The 16,356-nt window shown below is 65.0% G+C and carries 13 protein-coding genes; 7 read left to right on the top strand and 6 right to left on the bottom strand.

Features of this window, described 5'->3' with window-relative positions; genetic code table 11:
* Positions 1–41 precede the first annotated feature (41 nt).
* The 3 genes from AB3X98_RS07585 to zwf all read right to left on the bottom strand — a co-directional run bounded on the left by AB3X98_RS07585 (position 42) and on the right by zwf (position 4,203).
* The gene (locus AB3X98_RS07585; RefSeq protein ID WP_342948527.1) at positions 42–1,958 is read right to left on the bottom strand and encodes a bifunctional transcriptional regulator/glucokinase; all 1,917 of its coding nucleotides are present in this window, start codon (positions 1,956–1,958) and stop codon (positions 42–44) included.
* Entirely contained in the window at positions 1,939–2,640 is a 702-nt protein-coding gene (gene pgl, locus AB3X98_RS07580) for a 6-phosphogluconolactonase (protein ID WP_342924080.1), read from the bottom strand. Before pgl ends, AB3X98_RS07585 begins: the two co-directional genes overlap by 20 nt.
* 93 nt (positions 2,641–2,733) lie before the next feature.
* Positions 2,734–4,203: a glucose-6-phosphate dehydrogenase gene (zwf, locus tag AB3X98_RS07575; RefSeq protein WP_069262718.1), complete on the bottom strand. Its 1,470-nt coding sequence runs from the start codon at positions 4,201–4,203 to the stop codon at positions 2,734–2,736.
* 576 nt (positions 4,204–4,779) lie between these two features.
* Here zwf and AB3X98_RS07570 point away from each other — a divergent pair.
* The 4 genes from AB3X98_RS07570 (at position 4,780) to AB3X98_RS07555 (ending at position 9,099) form a co-directional block, all read left to right on the top strand.
* Positions 4,780–6,027 (top strand): ABC transporter substrate-binding protein, encoded by a 1,248-nt coding sequence (locus AB3X98_RS07570; protein WP_069262717.1) that lies wholly within the window; start codon positions 4,780–4,782, stop codon positions 6,025–6,027.
* Positions 6,028–6,151: 124 nt separating this feature from the next.
* A complete protein-coding gene (locus AB3X98_RS07565; RefSeq protein ID WP_069262716.1) occupies positions 6,152–7,093 on the top strand; it encodes a carbohydrate ABC transporter permease in 942 nt (313 codons plus the stop codon).
* Positions 7,083–7,940: a carbohydrate ABC transporter permease gene (locus AB3X98_RS07560; RefSeq protein ID WP_176732845.1), complete on the top strand. Its 858-nt coding sequence runs from the start codon at positions 7,083–7,085 to the stop codon at positions 7,938–7,940. The genes AB3X98_RS07565 and AB3X98_RS07560 overlap by 11 nt, the downstream gene beginning before the upstream one ends.
* Positions 7,941–7,980: 40 nt before the next feature.
* A complete protein-coding gene (locus tag AB3X98_RS07555) occupies positions 7,981–9,099 on the top strand; it encodes an ABC transporter ATP-binding protein (RefSeq protein WP_069262714.1) in 1,119 nt (372 codons plus the stop codon).
* A 98-nt stretch (positions 9,100–9,197) separates the two neighbouring features.
* Here AB3X98_RS07555 and AB3X98_RS07550 read toward each other — a convergent pair whose 3' ends face one another.
* Positions 9,198–9,974, bottom strand: a complete 777-nt coding sequence (locus AB3X98_RS07550) for a Smr/MutS family protein (RefSeq protein WP_069262713.1) — start codon at positions 9,972–9,974, stop codon at positions 9,198–9,200.
* A 35-nt stretch (positions 9,975–10,009) separates the two neighbouring features.
* Positions 10,010–11,005: a thioredoxin-disulfide reductase gene (gene trxB / locus AB3X98_RS07545; protein ID WP_368604002.1), complete on the bottom strand. Its 996-nt coding sequence runs from the start codon at positions 11,003–11,005 to the stop codon at positions 10,010–10,012.
* Positions 11,006–11,413: 408 nt separating this feature from the next.
* Here trxB and AB3X98_RS07540 point away from each other — a divergent pair, with 408 nt between their 5' ends.
* Positions 11,414–13,735, top strand: a complete 2,322-nt coding sequence (locus tag AB3X98_RS07540) for a DNA translocase FtsK (RefSeq protein WP_368604001.1) — start codon at positions 11,414–11,416, stop codon at positions 13,733–13,735.
* A 90-nt stretch (positions 13,736–13,825) separates the two neighbouring features.
* Positions 13,826–14,533, top strand: a complete 708-nt coding sequence (gene lolA / locus AB3X98_RS07535) for an outer membrane lipoprotein chaperone LolA (protein ID WP_342948531.1) — start codon at positions 13,826–13,828, stop codon at positions 14,531–14,533.
* 78 nt (positions 14,534–14,611) lie between these two features.
* Here lolA and AB3X98_RS07530 read toward each other — a convergent pair whose 3' ends face one another.
* Complete coding sequence (locus tag AB3X98_RS07530; RefSeq protein WP_342948532.1) at positions 14,612–15,682, bottom strand: MBL fold metallo-hydrolase; 1,071 nt, start codon at positions 15,680–15,682, stop codon at positions 14,612–14,614.
* Between the two features lie 229 nt (positions 15,683–15,911).
* Here AB3X98_RS07530 and AB3X98_RS07525 point away from each other — a divergent pair, with 229 nt between their 5' ends.
* On the top strand, positions 15,912–16,340 hold the full coding sequence (locus AB3X98_RS07525; protein WP_368604000.1) for a MerR family DNA-binding transcriptional regulator: 429 nt from the start codon (positions 15,912–15,914) through the stop codon (positions 16,338–16,340).
* Positions 16,341–16,356: the final 16 nt, after the last annotated feature.

Genomic DNA, 16,356 nt, shown 5'->3' with positions numbered 1-16,356 from the left:
CATTTTTTCATCGCTCGAATGAGTCGATGAATGAGCCGACCTCAGTCGCGCGCCGTGGGCGAAGCACCGTGGCTCAGCCAGTCGAGCACGGCCGATGCATCGTCGTCGGCATGCTCGCGCACCTTTTCGACGGCGTTGCCGAGGTCCGCATCGGGTGAAGCACGGCGAATCGCGACGCCCACCGCGAGGATGTCGATCATCAGCAGATGCAGGATGCGCGAGATCATCGAAAGCTGCGATTCGCGCATCTCGATGTGATCGGTTTCGAGCGCCACGGTCGCGCGTTTGGCGAGCGGCGTGTTGCTCGACGTGATCGCGATCACCTTCGCGCCCGCCTGCATGGCGACGTCGAGCACACGCAGCAGTTCCGGCGCGCGGCCCGACTTCGACACGGCCACGATCACGTCGCCCTTGCCGAGCAGCGCGGCGGAAGCGGCCTGCATGTACAGGTCGCCATAGGCGATGGTCGGGATGCCGAAGCGGAAGAACTTGTAGTGCGCGTCCTGCGCGACGATATGCGAGTTGCCGAGGCCGTAGAACTCGATGCGGCGCGCTCCGTTGAGCAGCGTGATCGCATTCTCGACCTGCTCGAAGTTCAGGTGCTCGCGCAGTTGCAGGATGGCCGAGACGGTATTGTCGAGCACTTTCGCGCCAAAGTCGGTGGCGGTGTCGCCCAGATGCACCTGGCTGTGGCTCACCGGAATCGTGCCCGTGAGGCCCGTGGCGAGCTTGAGCTTGAAGTCCGAGAGGCCCTGGCAGCCCAGCGAGCGGCAAAAGCGGATGACCGTGGGCTGGCTCACGTCGGCCTTGCGCGCGATATCGACGATCGGATCGTTGATGATCGAGCGCGGATGGTTGAGCGCGAGGTCGGCCACGCGGCGCTCGGCGGGCGTGAGCGCGTCGCGCATCTGGCGAATGCGTTCGAACACGGCCGACGAGCCGCCGCCCGCGCGATTGGACAGCTGCTCCGCGAGAATCGCCGACACGCCGAGGAACGCCGGATACTCCGCCGTGATCACGTAGGTGGGGACGTTCGAGAGATAGGTGTCGAAACGGCCCTTCGCCTCGAAGCGCTGGCGGAACGACGAGCGCGTGAAGAGGTCGCCCAGGCGCGGCACCACGCCGCCGCCGATATAGATGCCGCCGAGTGAGCCGAGCGTCATCGCGATGTTGCCCGCGAAGCTGCCGAGAATGCCGCAGAAGCATTCGACGGTCTCGAGCGCGAGCGCGTCGCCGTCGTGCGCGCGCTGCACGACTTCAGCCGTGCCGAGATCGGCAGGCAGTTTCTTCTTGTCGCGTGCGGCGAGCGCACGGTAGATGAGCTCGAGGCCGGGCCCCGCGCACACGCGCTCGAACGACACATGCGGCCACTTCTTGCGCGCGAACTGCAGCACGATGTCTTCGCGCTCGTCCTGCGGCGAGAAGCTTGCGTGGCCGCCTTCGCTGCCGAGCGCGATCCAGCGGTCGTCGGCGGGAATCAGGCCCGAGACGCCGAGACCCGTGCCCGGACCGAGCAGGCCGATCACGCTGTTCTGGCGGCGCTGGCCGCCGCCTACCTGCACGCGCTGCGAGTCGGTCAGGCCGGGCAGCGCCATGGCGAGCGCGGTGAAGTCGTTGACGACCAGCAGCGTGTCGAAGCCGAGCGAGCGACGCGTCGCTTCGATCGAGAAGGTCCAGTCGTGATTGGTCATGCGCACCTGGTCGCCGTCGACCGGATTCGCAATCGCGATGGCCGCATGATTCACGCGGCCGATCTTGTTGTCCTTCAGGTATTGCTGGATTACTTCCGCGACGCCGGGATACTGTGCGCACGGATACACGCGCACCTGGCCGATTTCGCCCGGACCCGTTTCCAGCGCGAAGCGCGCGTTGGTTCCGCCGATGTCGGCGAGCAGCCTCGGACCGTCGGCGTGCTGGCCTGCGCCAGGGGCGTTTTTATTAGGCGCACCAGTAGACATCGAGTCTCACTCCCTTGTCGTTCGCCAGCTTCGAGATGGCGTTGTTTTGTTCGGCCGCGGCGGCCTGTTGCAGCACTTCGAGCTTGCGCTGTCCCGCGATCAGCAGGAACAGCCGATCGACCTGGCGCAGCGCCTGCATCGACCACGAGACGCGCGCATGGGGCGCTGCCTGCGGATGCACGGCCACGAACGGGCGCGCCGTGGTGATCGCTTCGTGCCATTCGGGGGCGTCGGCGAAGATCGAGGCCGTGTGGCCGTCCTCGCCCATGCCGAGTACGGCGACGTTCGGCAGCTTGCGGGCAGGGTCGGCGTTGAGCGCGGCGACATGCGCGTCGAGGTCTTGCGCCACGTCGACGAGCGGCAGGAAGTGCGCGTGCGCCGCTTCGTGCGTGAGCAGCGTCTCGCGCGCGAGGCGCGCGTTGCTCGCGGAGTCGGTGTCCGGCACCCAGCGGTCGTCGACGAGCGTGACGTCGATGTGCGCCCAGTCGAAACGGTGCGTCGAAAGGGCCTCGAGGAAGGGGCGCGGGCTCGTGCCGCCGGAGACGGCAAGCGTTGCACGGCGCGCGGCAGTACCGGGCGCCGCCTGCTGAGCGGCGAGCGACGCATGTAGCGCGTCGCCCACGGCTCGCGCCAGCGCGTCGGATTGGACGCGCGGGTCGTCGAATACGTGAAGCTCGATCACTTCTCCTCCATGCTGCTTTTTTGTAGGTCTACGGGGTAGTTCATCTGTCCGGTCCGGCGTCGCGCTCGCTGTGCGCGCCGCCATGCAATCCCATCAATTCTCTTCTTCGAGCCAGCAGGTGCCGTGCTGCGCAAGCATCGCGCTCGCGGCCGCCGGTCCCCATGTGCCGGCCGCATACGGCTTGGGCGCGCGGGGCGTTGCCGCCCACTCGTTGAGGATCGGCTCGACCCACGTCCACGCCGCTTCCTGCTCGTCGCGCCGCACGAACAACGCGAGGCGACCGTTGATCACGTCGAGCAGCAGGCGCTGGTAGGCCTCCATCTGGCCTTCGCGGAAGAACTGGTCGAACGCGAGATCCAGATGCACGCTCGCGAGATTCATGCCTTCGCCGGGCTGCTTCGCGAGGCAGTAGAGGCGGATGTTCTCGTTCGGTTGCAGGCGGATCACGAGGCGGTTCGCGCCGGGGCGCAGCGCCGGTGCGCCGAGCGCCGAATGCGGCACCGGACGGAAGTTCACGACGATCTCGGCCACGCGGTCGGCAAGACGCTTGCCGGTGCGCAGGAAGAAGGGCACGCCCGCCCAGCGCCAGTTTTCGATCTCCACCTTGAGCGCGACGAAGGTTTCCGTGTGGCTTTCGGGTTTCACGCCATGCTCGGTCGCATAGCCCGGCACCGCCTGGCCGCGGATCACGCCCGCATGGTACTGCCCGCGCACCGCGACCTTGCTGATGTCGAGCGGGTTGATCGGCTTGAGCGCGCGCAGCACGCGAAGCTTTTCGTCACGCACCGAATCCGAATCCATCGAATGCGGCGGCTCCATGGCGACGATCGAAAGCAACTGCAACAGGTGATTTTGCACCATGTCGCGCAGCGCGCCCGTGTTGTCATAAAAGTCACCGCGCGCTTCGACGCCCAGTTCTTCGGCAATCGTGATCTGGATGCTCTCGACCCATTCGCGGCGCCACAGCGGCTCGAAAAGCGCGTTGCCGAAACGCAGCGCGAGCAGGTTCTGCACCGGCTCCTTGCCGAGGTAGTGGTCGATCCGGTAGATCTGGCCTTCGGCGAAGATCTCGCCCACGGCGTCGTTGATCGCGTTGGACGACTTGAGGTCGTAGCCGAGCGGCTTTTCCAGCACGATGCGCGAATTCTCGTTCAGCCCCACGGCGGCAAGCGCGCGGCAGATCGGCACGAACAGCGACGGGCCCGTCGCCAGATAGAACACACGAATGCCGGGCAGCGACGCGATGCCGTCGCGCAAGTGAGTAAAGTCCTCAGCGCGCGAGAGGTCGAGCTTCACATAGACGATGCGTTCGAGGAAGCTGGCCCACGCGTTGTCGTCGAAGCCGCCGTTCTTCTTCACGTGCGGCTTGACGTGCTCGTCGACCCACTGGATGTACGCTGCACGATCCTCTTCGTGGCGCGCGACGCCCACGATCTTGCCGGCCTGGGCGAGCATGCCTGAACGGTGCGCTTCATACAGGGCGGGGAGGATCTTGCGCATCGACAGGTCGCCGGTGGCGCCGAAGAGCACGAACGTGAAACCTGAATCGATCGGGGTTTGCATGAGTCTCGGTCAGAGTCCTGGGGGCCGCTGCAGGGTACAACGGGTGCCCGTCTGTGTGGGCGATCGGGCGGCCGTAGTCCGATAAAATTTTTTTTGACACTGAATTGTAGTTTAACTACAATCCAAATCAAGAGGTAACGTTCATTCGATGAAAAAAGCGTGGAACGCAGCCAGCTAGGCGGTTTGCGCGGTTTCGCGAGCGGACGGAATGCCCCCTCATGTTAACGGAGAACCACGCGGGACTCAGCCCGGCTTGCCAGTGAGCCGTGCGCCCGGTTCCCCGCCGTGCGGAGGCTTCAAGGCCGCGTGACGCAAGCGGCGCCTCGGCCGGTCGGGTGACCGGTGAAAATCAAAAGAGGAGACAGTCAAGTTGCATTCCGAACCACTCATCTCTTGAGCGTCCTGCGGCCGGTAACCGGCACGCGGCCCGCGCGCATCTAATGAAAAGCACGCGCGCGCGGCACTCCGGCGCCCGTCCGTCCAGTGTTTTGCCTGTTTTGCCTGTTTGACCAACCACCGCACCCTGGTGATCAGGGGCCAATCGTTTTTTGTTCAGGTGTCTGGAGGAGATAAGCAATGAAATTCCGCGCGATCATGGGCGCCCTGTGCGCAGCAGGTCTGTTGGGTGGCGTCGCCACGGCGCAAGCGGCCGAGTCCCTCGAAGTGCTGCACTGGTGGACTTCGGGCGGCGAGTCGAAGGCCGTCGGCGTGCTCAAGGACGACATGACGAAGCAGGGCTATGTGTGGAAGGACTTCGCGGTCGCCGGTGGCGCGGGCGCGGCGGCCATGACCGCACTGAAGACCCAGGTGATCTCGGGCAACGCACCGACGGCCGCCCAGATCAAGGGTCCGCTGATCCAGGAATGGGCTGAGCAGGGCGTGCTGGTGAACGTCGACTCCGTCGCCGGCGACTGGAAGGCGAATCTGCCGCCGCAGATCGACAAGATCATGCACGCCGACGGCCACTACGTGGCAGCGCCGTTCTCGGTGCACCGCGTGAACTGGGTGTGGATCAACAAGGCAGCGCTCGACAAGGTGGGCGGCAAGGCGCCGACCACGTGGCCGGAATTCTTCGCGCTGGCCGACAAGATGAAGGCAGCAGGCATCCAGGCGGTCGCCGCCGGTGGTCAGCCGTGGCAGGACCTGACGCTGTGGGAAGACGTGGTCCTCTCGCAGGGCGCGGACTTCTACAAGAAGGCACTCGTCGACCTCGACCAGAAGACCCTCACGTCGCAGCAGATGGTCGGCGTGTTCGACACGGTCCGCAAGATCGAGTCGTACATGGATAACGGCCGCACGGGCCGCGACTGGAACCTCGCCACGGCCATGGTCATCAACGGCAAGGCCGGCATGCAGTTCATGGGCGACTGGGCCAAGGGCGAGTTCGCGAACGCGAACAAGCAGCCGGATACGGACTACGTTTGCGCAGCCGTGCCGGGCACGGCAAAGGCCTACACTTTTAACGTCGACTCGTTCGTGTTCTTCCAGCAGAAGGGCCAGAAGGAGGCAACGCCTGGCCAGCTCGCCCTCGCGAAGACGATCATGAGCCCGGGCTTCCAGGAGCAGTTCAGCCTGTACAAGGGTTCGATTCCGGTTCGTCTCGGCGTGGACATGAGCAAGTTCGACGCATGCGCGAAGAAGTCGTACGCGGATGAGCAGGTCGCGATCAAGGCCGGCGGCTATGTGCCGTCGCTCGCTCACGGCATGGCTCAGCCGGACGCAACGGCCGGTGCGATCACCGACGTCGTGACGAAGTTCATGAACTCGAACCAGGATTCGAAGAGCGCGGTCGAAGCGCTCGCGAAGGCTGCGAAGACGAAGTGAGCGTAGCAGGTTAGTGCTGTAAGACGGGGGGCGCCATACGTGGCGCGCCCCGGGCATGACGGTTCACTCTCTGAACCCCATCATCGTGCGAAAGCGGTTTTCGCACCGTACCAGGAGTTGCGCAGTGACTGCTTCTCTTAGCGGCAACGGCAAGGCGGCCACGCCTGCTACCCGCCGCGCGTCGCCCATGGCGGCGCTCGCAGACCGCTGGATCCCGAAGCTGGTGCTTTCGCCCAGCATTCTGATCAGCCTCGTATTCGTCTACGGCTTCATTCTCATTACCGGGTATCTGTCGCTCTCGACCTCGCGACTGATGCCGCGCTATGAATTCGCGGGTCTCGACCGCTATCGCGAGCTGTTCGCGAACGACGTCTGGTGGACGTCGGCGCAGAACCTCGGATGGTTCGGCATCCCGTTCATCGCGATCTGCGTAGGGCTCGGGCTGTTCCTCGCGATCCTGCTCGACCAGCAGATTCGTCAGGAAGGCGCGCTGCGCGCGGTGTTCCTCTATCCGATGGCGCTCTCGTACATCGTGACGGGCACGGCATGGCAGTGGATCTTCAATCCGGACCTCGGCATTCAGCAGGTGATGCACAGCATCGGCTGGACGAGCTTCCACATCGACTGGCTCAACGACCCGGACAAGGCCATTTTCTGTATCGTGGTCGCCGCCGTGTGGCAATCCACGGGCTTTTGCATGGCGCTGTTCCTCGCCGGTCTGCGCGGTGTCGATAGCGAGATCTTCAAGGCGGCCCAGGTGGACGGCGCGACGCTGCCCACGATCTACCGCAAGATCGTGATTCCAAGCATGCGTCCGGTGTTTTTCTCCGTGCTGCTGATCCTGTGCCACATCACGATCAAGACGTTCGACCTCGTCGTCGCCTTGACGGCCGGTGGTCCGGGCACGTCGTCGTCGCTGCCGGCCATCTTCATGTACACGTTTTCGTTCAACCGCGGGCAGCTCGGCGTCGGCGCAGCTTCGTCGATGATGATGCTCGCCACGGTCGTGGCCGTGCTCGTGCCGCTCATGTATCTGGAATCGAGGAGCACGCGCAATGCAGCCTAAGATGAACGTGAGCCGCGTGGTCATCTATGCGGCGCTGATCCTGTTCGCGTTGTACTTCCTGTTCCCGCTCTACGTGATGCTGTCGACGTCGTTCAAGTCGCTCGACCAGATTCACACGGGCACCATGCTCTCGCTGCCCACGAGCCCGACCTTCGCGCCGTGGATCAAGGCGTGGAGCGAAGCATGTACCGGCGTGCGCTGTGACGGCATGCAGCCGTTCTTCATGAACTCGGTGAAGATGGTGATTCCGGCCGTGCTGATCTCGTCGATCATCGGCGCGTTCAACGGCTACGTGCTCACGCACTGGCGCTTTCGCGGCGCGGACGCGCTCTTCACGATGCTGCTGGTGGGCTGCTTCATCCCGTTCCAGGCCATCCTGTTGCCGATGGCGCGTCTCGAAGGCTTCCTCGGCCTGTCGAACACGATCGGCGGTCTGGTGCTGGTGCACGTCGTGTACGGCATTGCGTTCACCACGATGTTCTTCCGCAACTTCTACGTGAGCGTGCCCGCTGAACTCGTGAAGGCCGCGCGCATCGACGGCGCCGGTTTCTTCATGATCTTCACGCGCATCATGCTGCCGATCTCGCTGCCCATCTTCATGGTGTGCCTGATCTGGCAATTCACGCAGATCTGGAATGACTTCCTGTTCGGTATCGTGTTCTCGGGCGTCGATTCGATGCCGATCACGGTGGCGCTGAACAATCTCGTGAACACGTCCACGGGCGTGAAGGAATACAACGTCGACATGGCCGGCGCGATCATCGCCGCGCTGCCCACGCTGCTCGTCTACGTAATCGCCGGCCGCTACTTCGTGCGTGGCCTCACGGCGGGCGCGGTGAAGGGCTAACTGCGCGACAGAACGCGCATTCGATTAAAGGATTCATAGCATGGCAAGCCTTTCCATTCGCGACGTCTACAAGACCTATCCGAACGGGGTGCCCGTCCTCAAGGGCGTCAACATCGACATCGAAGACGGCCAGTTCCTGATTCTGGTCGGCGGCTCGGGCTGCGGGAAGTCGACGCTGCTCAACATGATCGCGGGTCTCGAAACCGTGACCAAGGGCGAGATCATGATGGACGGCAAGGTGGTGAACAACCTCTCGCCGAAGGATCGCGATATCGCGATGGTGTTCCAGTCGTACGCGCTCTATCCGTCGATGACGGTGCGCGAGAACATCTCGTTCGGCCTGAACATCCGCAAGGTGCCGAAGGCCGAGCAGACCCAGATCGTCGACCGCGTGTCGAGCATGCTGCAGATCCAGCATCTGCTCGACCGCAAGCCGGGCCAGCTTTCGGGCGGCCAACGTCAGCGCGTCGCCATGGGCCGCGCACTGGCGCGCGATCCGATCATGTTCCTGTTCGACGAACCGCTCTCGAACCTCGACGCCAAGCTGCGTATCGAGATGCGTTCGGAAATCAAGCTGCTGCATCAGCGCGTGGGCAAGACCATCGTCTACGTGACGCACGACCAGATCGAGGCAATGACGCTCGGCGACCGCATCGCGGTCATGAAGGACGGCATCGTGCAGCAGTTCGGCGCGCCGCAGGACATCTACGACTCGCCGTCGAACCTGTTCGTCGCGGGCTTCATCGGCGCGCCGCCGATGAACTTCATCGAAGGCAAGCTGGTGGAGCAGGGTTCGGGCATCGGCATCGAGCTCGACACGGGCGTGGCGCGCAACGTGCTGAACCTGCCGTTCGACGCGAACAAGGTGCGCGGCCATATCGGCCAGAATGTGGTGCTGGGCCTGCGCCCCGAGCGCATCACCGACGCGCGCAGCTCGCACGACGGCCACGGCCACGAACTGCAGCGCCACGCGGTGCAGGTCGATGTGATCGAGCCGACCGGTCCGGACACGCTCGTGTTCGCGCAGGTCAACGGCAAGCGCATCGTGAGCCGCGTGCACCCGGGCGCGAATCCGCAGCCGCTCAACAACATGGATCTGCTGTTCGACGTTTCGAAGGCCGTGCTGTTCGACCCGAAGACGGAAGCACGTATCGCCTGATCTTCGTTCACCGGTTTGTCCGGCGCGATAAAAAACCCCGTTCGCTGCGCAAGCAGCAACGGGGTTTTTTCGTATCGGCGCGACGATGACGGGTTCGGTCAGGGCGCGTGCGTATGATGCTGCCCGTGTCCGACCGGGTGCGGCTGCAACAGCACGAGCACGGCGCCCGCGCCGCCGTCGTGCGGCCGCGCCTGGCAGAACGCGATGACTTCTTCCTTCTGCACGAGCCACGCGCGCACCTTGCCCTTGAGCACGGGCTCCTTGCCGACGGAACCGAGGCCCTTGCCGTGGATCACGCGCACGCAGCGCAGCCCGCGCTTGCCCGCTTCACGGATGAAGTCCTGTAGCGCCTCGCGCGCTTGCTCGCGGCGCATGCCGTGCAGGTCGAGTTGCGCCTGCACGATCCACGTGCCGCGCCGCAGCTTCTTGACGACTTCCTCGCTCACGCCGGGGCGGTGATAGTAGAGCGAGTCGTCGGTGTCGAGAAACGCTTCCGGGTCGAATTCGTCGGAGATCGCTTCGTGCAGCACGGCCTGCTCGTCGAGCCGCGTTTGCAGCGGCAACGGCACGGGTGCTGCCCGGCGCGGCTGCGCGCGCGCGGGCTGCTTGAGCGGCGCGATCTGGCCGATCTCGCGGCGAAAGAGATCACTGTCGGCGGCGGCTTCGACACGCGCCGCCTGCGCGGCCACGCGTTCGCGCTCGCGCTGGCGGGTTTGCACCTTGAGCGCGTCGCGCAGGCTGCCGAGGCCGGCGAAGCCAGAAGCCGTCTTGCCTGGCGTGGCTTCTTCCGTTGCCGGAGCCGGCGTGGGCGCTGGAGCCTGGCGAGCCGGGGCGGGGCGCCTGGGCTCGCCCGGGTGGGGCACGTTCTTGGGCATGACGAAAAACGCTGGGTGAAGCCCGCTCGTCCGGCTCAGCGGTCGGCTTCGGCGCTCATCACGTGCGCCTGGCCCAGCTCGTTGACGGTCTCGAGGTAGCGCTGCGCGTCGAGTGCGGCCATACAGCCCGTACCCGCGCTCGTGATCGCCTGGCGATAGACGTGATCCTGCACGTCGCCGGCCGCGAACACGCCCGGCACGCTCGTGCCGGTAGCATTGCCGTTCAGGCCGCCGTTCGTGATGATGTAGCCGTTCTTCATCTCGAGCTGGCCTTCGAAGATGTCCGTGTTCGGCTTGTGGCCGATCGCAACGAACAGACCCTGCAGGTCGAGCTCGGTGGTCTCGCCCGTCTTCACGTTCTTGACGCGCAGGCCGTTTACGCCGCCTTCGTTGCCCTTGACTTCGTCGAGCACGTGGTCCCACTTGATGTCGACCACGCCTTCCTTTTCCTTTTCCAGCAGGCGGTCGATCAGGATCGGCTCGGCGCGGAACTTGTCGCGGCGGTGAATGACCGTGACCTTCTTCGCGATGCCCGAGAGGTAGAGTGCTTCTTCGACGGCCGTGTTGCCGCCGCCGATCACGGCGACGTGCTGGTTGCGGTAGAAGAAGCCGTCGCAGGTCGCGCACGCCGAGACGCCGCGGCCCATGTACAGCTCTTCGCTCGGCAGGCCGAGGTATTGCGCCGACGCGCCGGTCGCGATGATGAGCGAGTCACAGGTGTACTCGGCCGAATCGCCGATCAGGCGGATGGGCTTTTCGTCGAGCCTGGCCGTATGGATGTGATCGAACACGATTTCCGTATTGAAGCGTTCGGCATGCTCGAGGAAACGCTGCATCAGTTCGGGGCCTTGCACGCCGTTCGGGTCTGCGGGCCAGTTTTCGACGTCGGTCGTCGTCATGAGCTGGCCGCCTTGGGCCAGGCCGGTGACGAGCAGCGGCGACAGGTTCGCGCGCGCCGCATAGACGGCGGCCGTGTAGCCGGCGGGGCCGGAACCGAGAATCAGGACTTTGGCGTGTTTGGTTGCAGACATGATCGAATTCCGTAGAAAGACGCTGCGTGGCGCGTAAGGTCGGGCGCCCGGCGAGGGCCGCCCGGCATTGCGGCGGGGCTCACGCATGTAATTGGGCATCAGCCCGCAATTATAAAGGCGGGGGACGTTCGCCGCTCGATGAAGCTTCCTCATCGGCGCGATAGCCTGAGCGTTGCGGGCGGGCCGCGCAGTGCGGATCGGCGGGTGCGGCGCGGCCGGATGTCGCTTTGTGGCGCGCCCGCAGCGTTGTCAGTTACCGTCATTTACAGCGAGGGGCCGCCGGGGCCGAAACAACGCGTTTACAATAGGCCCGATCGGACGACGGCGGCCGCGCCCGTCTGCCCGGGGTTTCGGGCATACGGAAGGACTGGCGGACCGCAAACGCATCAAGAATCAGCCCAGGATTCAATGGCCAAAGCTCCCTTTTCCGCGCAGGCGCAGGCATTGCCTCACCGCATGTCGCGCCTTTTCACCGAAATTCGCTGGATTCTGCAGGTCGCGCTAGGCGTATTCCTGCTGATGGCGCTCATCAGTTACAGCCGCCACGACCCGAGCTGGACGCACGCGGCCCAGGTCGACCACATCTCGAACTGGGCGGGGCGCGTCGGCGGGCGCGTCTCGGACATCCTGCTGCTGCTGTTCGGCCTGTCCGCCTACTGGTGGATCGTGCTGCTCGGGCGCCTCATCTCGGCAAACTACCAGCGCATCACGCGCCACGAAGCGATTGCCGACGATGACGAGGACAAGCCGCGCGACATCAGCTGGGTCGCCGAAGCCTTGTCGTTCGTGCTCGTCATGCTGTCGAGCTGCGGCATCGAAGCGCTGCGCATGTGGTCGCTCAAGGTGCAGCTGCCCCAGACGCCCGGCGGCGTGGTGGGCGGCGCGGTGGCGCGCGGCGTTTCACACGCGCTCGGCTTCACGGGCGGTACGCTCGCGCTGCTGCTCGGGCTCGCGATCGGTCTTTCGCTCTACTTCCGCTTTTCGTGGCTTTCGGTCGCCGAAAAGGTCGGCGAATACATCATCAACGCCGTGACCATGGCGAGGCTGCGCCGCGAGGCGGGCCGCGACCGCAAGCTCGGCGAAGCGGCGGCCGTCAAGCGCGAAGGCAAGGTCGAGCGTGGCCGCGTGAAGATCGAGGAACACGAGCCGGTTACGATCGTGCCGCCGGTGGTCACGCCGCAGCGCTCCGAGCGCGTCGAGAAAGAGCGTCAGGTGCCGCTCTTCAAGGATCTGCCGGGCGATTCCACATTGCCGGCGATCTCGCTGCTCGACCCGGCTTCGGCCACCCAGGAAACCATCTCCGACGACACGCTCGAATTCACCTCGCGCCTGATCGAGAAGAAGCTCAAGGACTTCGGCGTGGACGTCGCCGTGGTGGCCGCGTATCCGGGCCCGGTCGTCACGCGCTACGAGATCGAGCCGGCCACGGGCGTGAAGGGCAGCCAGATCGTGGGCCTCGCGAAGGATCTCGCGCGTTCGCTCTCGCTCGTCTCGATCCGTGTGGTGGAAACGATTCCGGGCAAGAATTTCATGGCGCTGGAACTGCCGAACCAGCGCCGCCAGACTGTGCGGCTTTCGGAAATCCTCGGCTCGGCGGTCTATTCCGACGCGCCTTCGGCGCTCACCATGGGCCTTGGCAAGGACATCGGCGGCAAGCCGGTATGCGCCGATCTCGCGAAGATGCCTCACCTGCTCGTGGCCGGCACGACCGGCTCGGGCAAGTCGGTGGGGATCAACGCGATGATCCTCTCGCTGCTCTACAAGGCGAGCGCCGAGCAGGTCCGCATGATCCTGATCGATCCGAAGATGCTCGAAATGAGCGTCTACGAGGGCATTCCGCATCTGCTCTGCCCGGTCGTGACCGACATGCGTCAGGCCGGCAACGCGCTGAACTGGACCGTGGCCGAGATGGAGCGCCGCTACAAGCTCATGAGCAAGCTGGGCGTGCGCAATCTCGCGGGCTACAACAACAAGATCGAAGAGGCGAACAAGCGCGAGGAGAAGATCCCGAACCCGTTCAGCCTCACGCCGGACGATCCGGAACCGTGCCAGAAGCTGCCGCATATCGTGGTCGTGATCGACGAACTCGCCGACCTCATGATGGTGGTCGGCAAGAAGGTCGAGGAGCTGATCGCACGTATCGCGCAGAAGGCGCGCGCCGCCGGCATCCACCTGATTCTCGCGACGCAGCGGCCTTCGGTGGACGTCATCACCGGCCTCATCAAGGCCAACGTGCCGACGCGCATTGCGTTCCAGGTCTCCTCGAAGATCGACTCGCGCACGATTCTCGACCAGATGGGCGCCGAGTCGCTGCTGGGCATGGGCGACATGCTCTACCTGCCGCCGGGCACGGGTCTGCCCGTGCGCGTGCACGGCGCGTTCGTCGCCGACGACGAGGTGCACCGCGTCGTCGAGAAGCTCAAGGAGCAGGGCGAGCCGAACTATATCGAGGGCATTCTCGAAGGCGGGGTGGGCGGCGAAGGCGACGAGGGCACCGCTGCGGGAACCAGCGGCACTGGCGACGAGTCCGATCCACTGTATGACCAGGCCGTCGAAGTGGTCATCAAGAATCGCCGCGCGTCGATTTCGCTCGTGCAGCGGCACTTGCGCATCGGCTACAACCGCGCGGCGCGGCTGCTCGAACAGATGGAGCAGTCCGGGCTCGTTTCGGCGATGTCGTCGAGCGGCAACCGCGAGATCCTCGTGCCCAACCGCGGCGACGCCGAATAAGCCATGCCAGGCCGCCGCGCGCCTTGGCAACGGCCCGGCAGCGGCTGCGGCAACCCGACGGCCAAAGACACACCTCTTGGAGAACGATAGATGCAGTATCCGGCTGGACTTCCGACCCGCTTTGCGCGCGCAGCGCGCCGCGCGCTCTTCGTTGCGCTTGGCGCGTCGGTCCTGATGGTCTCGCAGGCGTATGCGAGCGGCACCGATCAACTGAAGCAGTTCGTCTCACAGGTCCATTCCGCGCGCGGCAGTTTCGTGCAGCGGGAACTCAAGGCGCCCTCGGGCGCGAAGAACGCCAGCGACGCCATTGCCACGGCCACGATGAACGCCAAGACTTCGAGCGGCACATTCGTGTTCGCGCGGCCCGGCAAGTTCATCTGGTCGTATGAGAAGCCGTATCAGCAGGTGCTGCAGTCGGACGGCGACAACCTCTACGTCTATGACAAGGACCTGAACCAGGTGACCGAGCGCAAGCTCGGCGGCGCGCTCGGCGCGAGCCCGGCGGCGATCCTGTTCGGCAGCAACGATCTCGACAAGAACTTCACGCTCTCCGACGCGGGCGTGAAGAACGGCATCGACTGGCTGGAGCTGATTCCGAAGTCGAAGGACACGCAGTTCAAGAGCGTGGGCATCGGCTTTCGCGACGGCAACCTCGAAGCCATGGAGCTGCACGACGTGTTCGGCAACGTGACGCTGCTCACGTTCTCCAACATCGAGAAGAACCCGACGCTGCCGGCTTCGACCTTCAAGTTCGTGCGGCCGCCAGGCGCCGATCTGATCACGGGCGGCTCGAACTAAAGCCGTTCACCTCACGCACCACGTAAAAACGGGCGGCTCTTTGCAGGCCGCCCGTTTTTCTTTGTGCGCAGCGGTTTGTCAGGCCGTGAAGCGGATCACGCCGTCCGCGCCGGTCGTGCGCGTGACTTTGCCTTCGAGCCACAGCAGGTTCAGGTGCGCGAGCGCTTCGCCCATCGCGAAAGTCATCTGGTGGATGTCGAGCTCGCGCTTGAACATCATCGGCACGATGTCGGCGGCGCTTTGCGGCGCTCGCCCGCACGCTTCGATCACTTCGGCAAGACGCGCGTCATGGTGCGCGCGCAACTGCGCGATGCGCGTGCGCACGCCGCGAAACGGCTTGCCGTGCGAGGGCAGCACGAGCGTGTTCTCGGGCAGCGTTTCGTAGCGGCCGAGCGATTCGAGGTAGAGGCCGAGCGGATTGCCTTCCGGCTCCATGTCGAACACGGAGACGTTGGTCGAGATGCGCGGCAGCACCATGTCGCCGGAAATCAGCACGCCGGTTTCTTCGCAGAACAGCGCGCAATGCTCGGGCGAGTGGCCGTAGCCTGTGATGACGCGCCAGTCGCGGCCGCCGATCGCCACCGTATCGGCTTCGCGCAGGCGGCGGTACTGCGTGGGGAGCGCTGGCACGAGGCTGCCGTAGTAGCCGCGGCGGTTGCGCAGCTTGTCGAGCGAGGCTTCGTCCTTAAGCCCGTGACGCGCGAAATGACGCGCGGCGCCTTCGCCGCCCGCGTTCGAGCCGTCGCCGGCCGCCATCACGCGGGCCTGCATGTATTCGCCGAGCGTGGTCCACAGGCGCACGTCCCAGCGCGCTTTGTCCCCGCCCGCGCAAATCCAGTGTGCAAGGCCGATATGGTCGGGGTGGCAATGCGTGACGAGCACGCGCAGCACCGGCAGGCCTTCCAGCTGGTTCTCGAACACGGCTTCCCAGCGGGCCTTGATGGTGTCGTTGGTGATGCCGCAGTCCACCACAGTCCAGCCTTGCTGGCCGTCGATCTCGTCGCGCAGCAGCCAGAGGTTGATGTGGTCGAGCGCGAATGGCAGCGGCATGCGCAGCCATTTCACGCCGGGCGCGACGTCGAAGGCGAGGCCGGGCTCCGGCAGGGTGTCGGCGTAGGGATAGTCGAGCTGGTGTTCGAGGGCATTCATTGGGGGTGTCTTCTCCTGTCGACCAGAGTTAGCGCTTACTCTGGTCCCATGTAAAACGGTCGACCAGAGTTAGCGCTTGAGCACCGACTCCGGCCCCATGCAAAGCGCGTCTTGCGCGTCGCTCCTGCCGGTTGCGTAACCGCGTACTTGACGATAACGTAAACGTCGATTCTATCGTCCCTCGCGCTGTCGTGCAGACAACAGCCGGGCCAGCCGCCTTTCGCACACCATGACGACCCAGTACACGATTACCGAACTCGCCCGGGAATTCGACGTAACGCCGCGCGCGATCCGTTTCTACGAGGACCAGGGCCTTCTGGCACCCAGCCGGGAAGGCGCGGGTGGCCTGAAGCGCGTCTTTTCGGGGCGCGATCGCACGCGGCTGAAGCTGACGCTGCGCGGCAAGCGCCTCGGCTTCACGCTCTCGGAGATCCGCACGCTGCTCGACCTCTACGAGTCGCCGACCGACACGCTCCCGCAACTCCAGGCGTTCCTCGACACCGTGGTGCATCACCGCGAGATACTCGAGCGCCAGCGCGCGGACCTCGACGCGACGCTCGAAGACCTCGCGCAGTACGAGTCCCAGGCGCGCGCGCTGCTCGACAGGAATGTGGCGCACGAAAGCGACGCTCCCGCCGCCGCTCGCGCGAAAACCTGACGCCCGCGCAACGGGC

Origin of the sequence: Paraburkholderia sp. BR14312 (assembly GCF_040948675.1) — a bacterium.
In the GTDB taxonomy this organism is placed as follows: domain Bacteria; phylum Pseudomonadota; class Gammaproteobacteria; order Burkholderiales; family Burkholderiaceae; genus Paraburkholderia; species Paraburkholderia nodosa_A.
This window is presented reverse-complemented; position numbering and strand designations above follow the sequence as displayed.

Bases quoted from the DNA above. Each gene is read 5' to 3' on its own strand.
- AB3X98_RS07585 (WP_342948527.1), bottom strand. From the start codon at position 1,958: ATGTCTACTGGTGCGCCTAATAAAAACGCCCCTGGCGCAGGCCAGCAC.
- zwf (WP_069262718.1), bottom strand. From the start codon at position 4,203: ATGCAAACCCCGATCGATTCAGGTTTCACGTTCGTGCTCTTCGGCGCC.
- AB3X98_RS07570 (WP_069262717.1), top strand. From the start codon at position 4,780: ATGAAATTCCGCGCGATCATGGGCGCCCTGTGCGCAGCAGGTCTGTTG.
- AB3X98_RS07560 (WP_176732845.1), top strand. From the start codon at position 7,083: ATGCAGCCTAAGATGAACGTGAGCCGCGTGGTCATCTATGCGGCGCTG.
- AB3X98_RS07555 (WP_069262714.1), top strand. From the start codon at position 7,981: ATGGCAAGCCTTTCCATTCGCGACGTCTACAAGACCTATCCGAACGGG.
- AB3X98_RS07550 (WP_069262713.1), bottom strand. From the start codon at position 9,974: ATGCCCAAGAACGTGCCCCACCCGGGCGAGCCCAGGCGCCCCGCCCCG.
- trxB (WP_368604002.1), bottom strand. From the start codon at position 11,005: ATGTCTGCAACCAAACACGCCAAAGTCCTGATTCTCGGTTCCGGCCCC.
- AB3X98_RS07540 (WP_368604001.1), top strand. From the start codon at position 11,414: ATGGCCAAAGCTCCCTTTTCCGCGCAGGCGCAGGCATTGCCTCACCGC.
- lolA (WP_342948531.1), top strand. From the start codon at position 13,826: ATGCAGTATCCGGCTGGACTTCCGACCCGCTTTGCGCGCGCAGCGCGC.
- AB3X98_RS07530 (WP_342948532.1), bottom strand. From the start codon at position 15,682: ATGAATGCCCTCGAACACCAGCTCGACTATCCCTACGCCGACACCCTG.
- AB3X98_RS07525 (WP_368604000.1), top strand. From the start codon at position 15,912: ATGACGACCCAGTACACGATTACCGAACTCGCCCGGGAATTCGACGTA.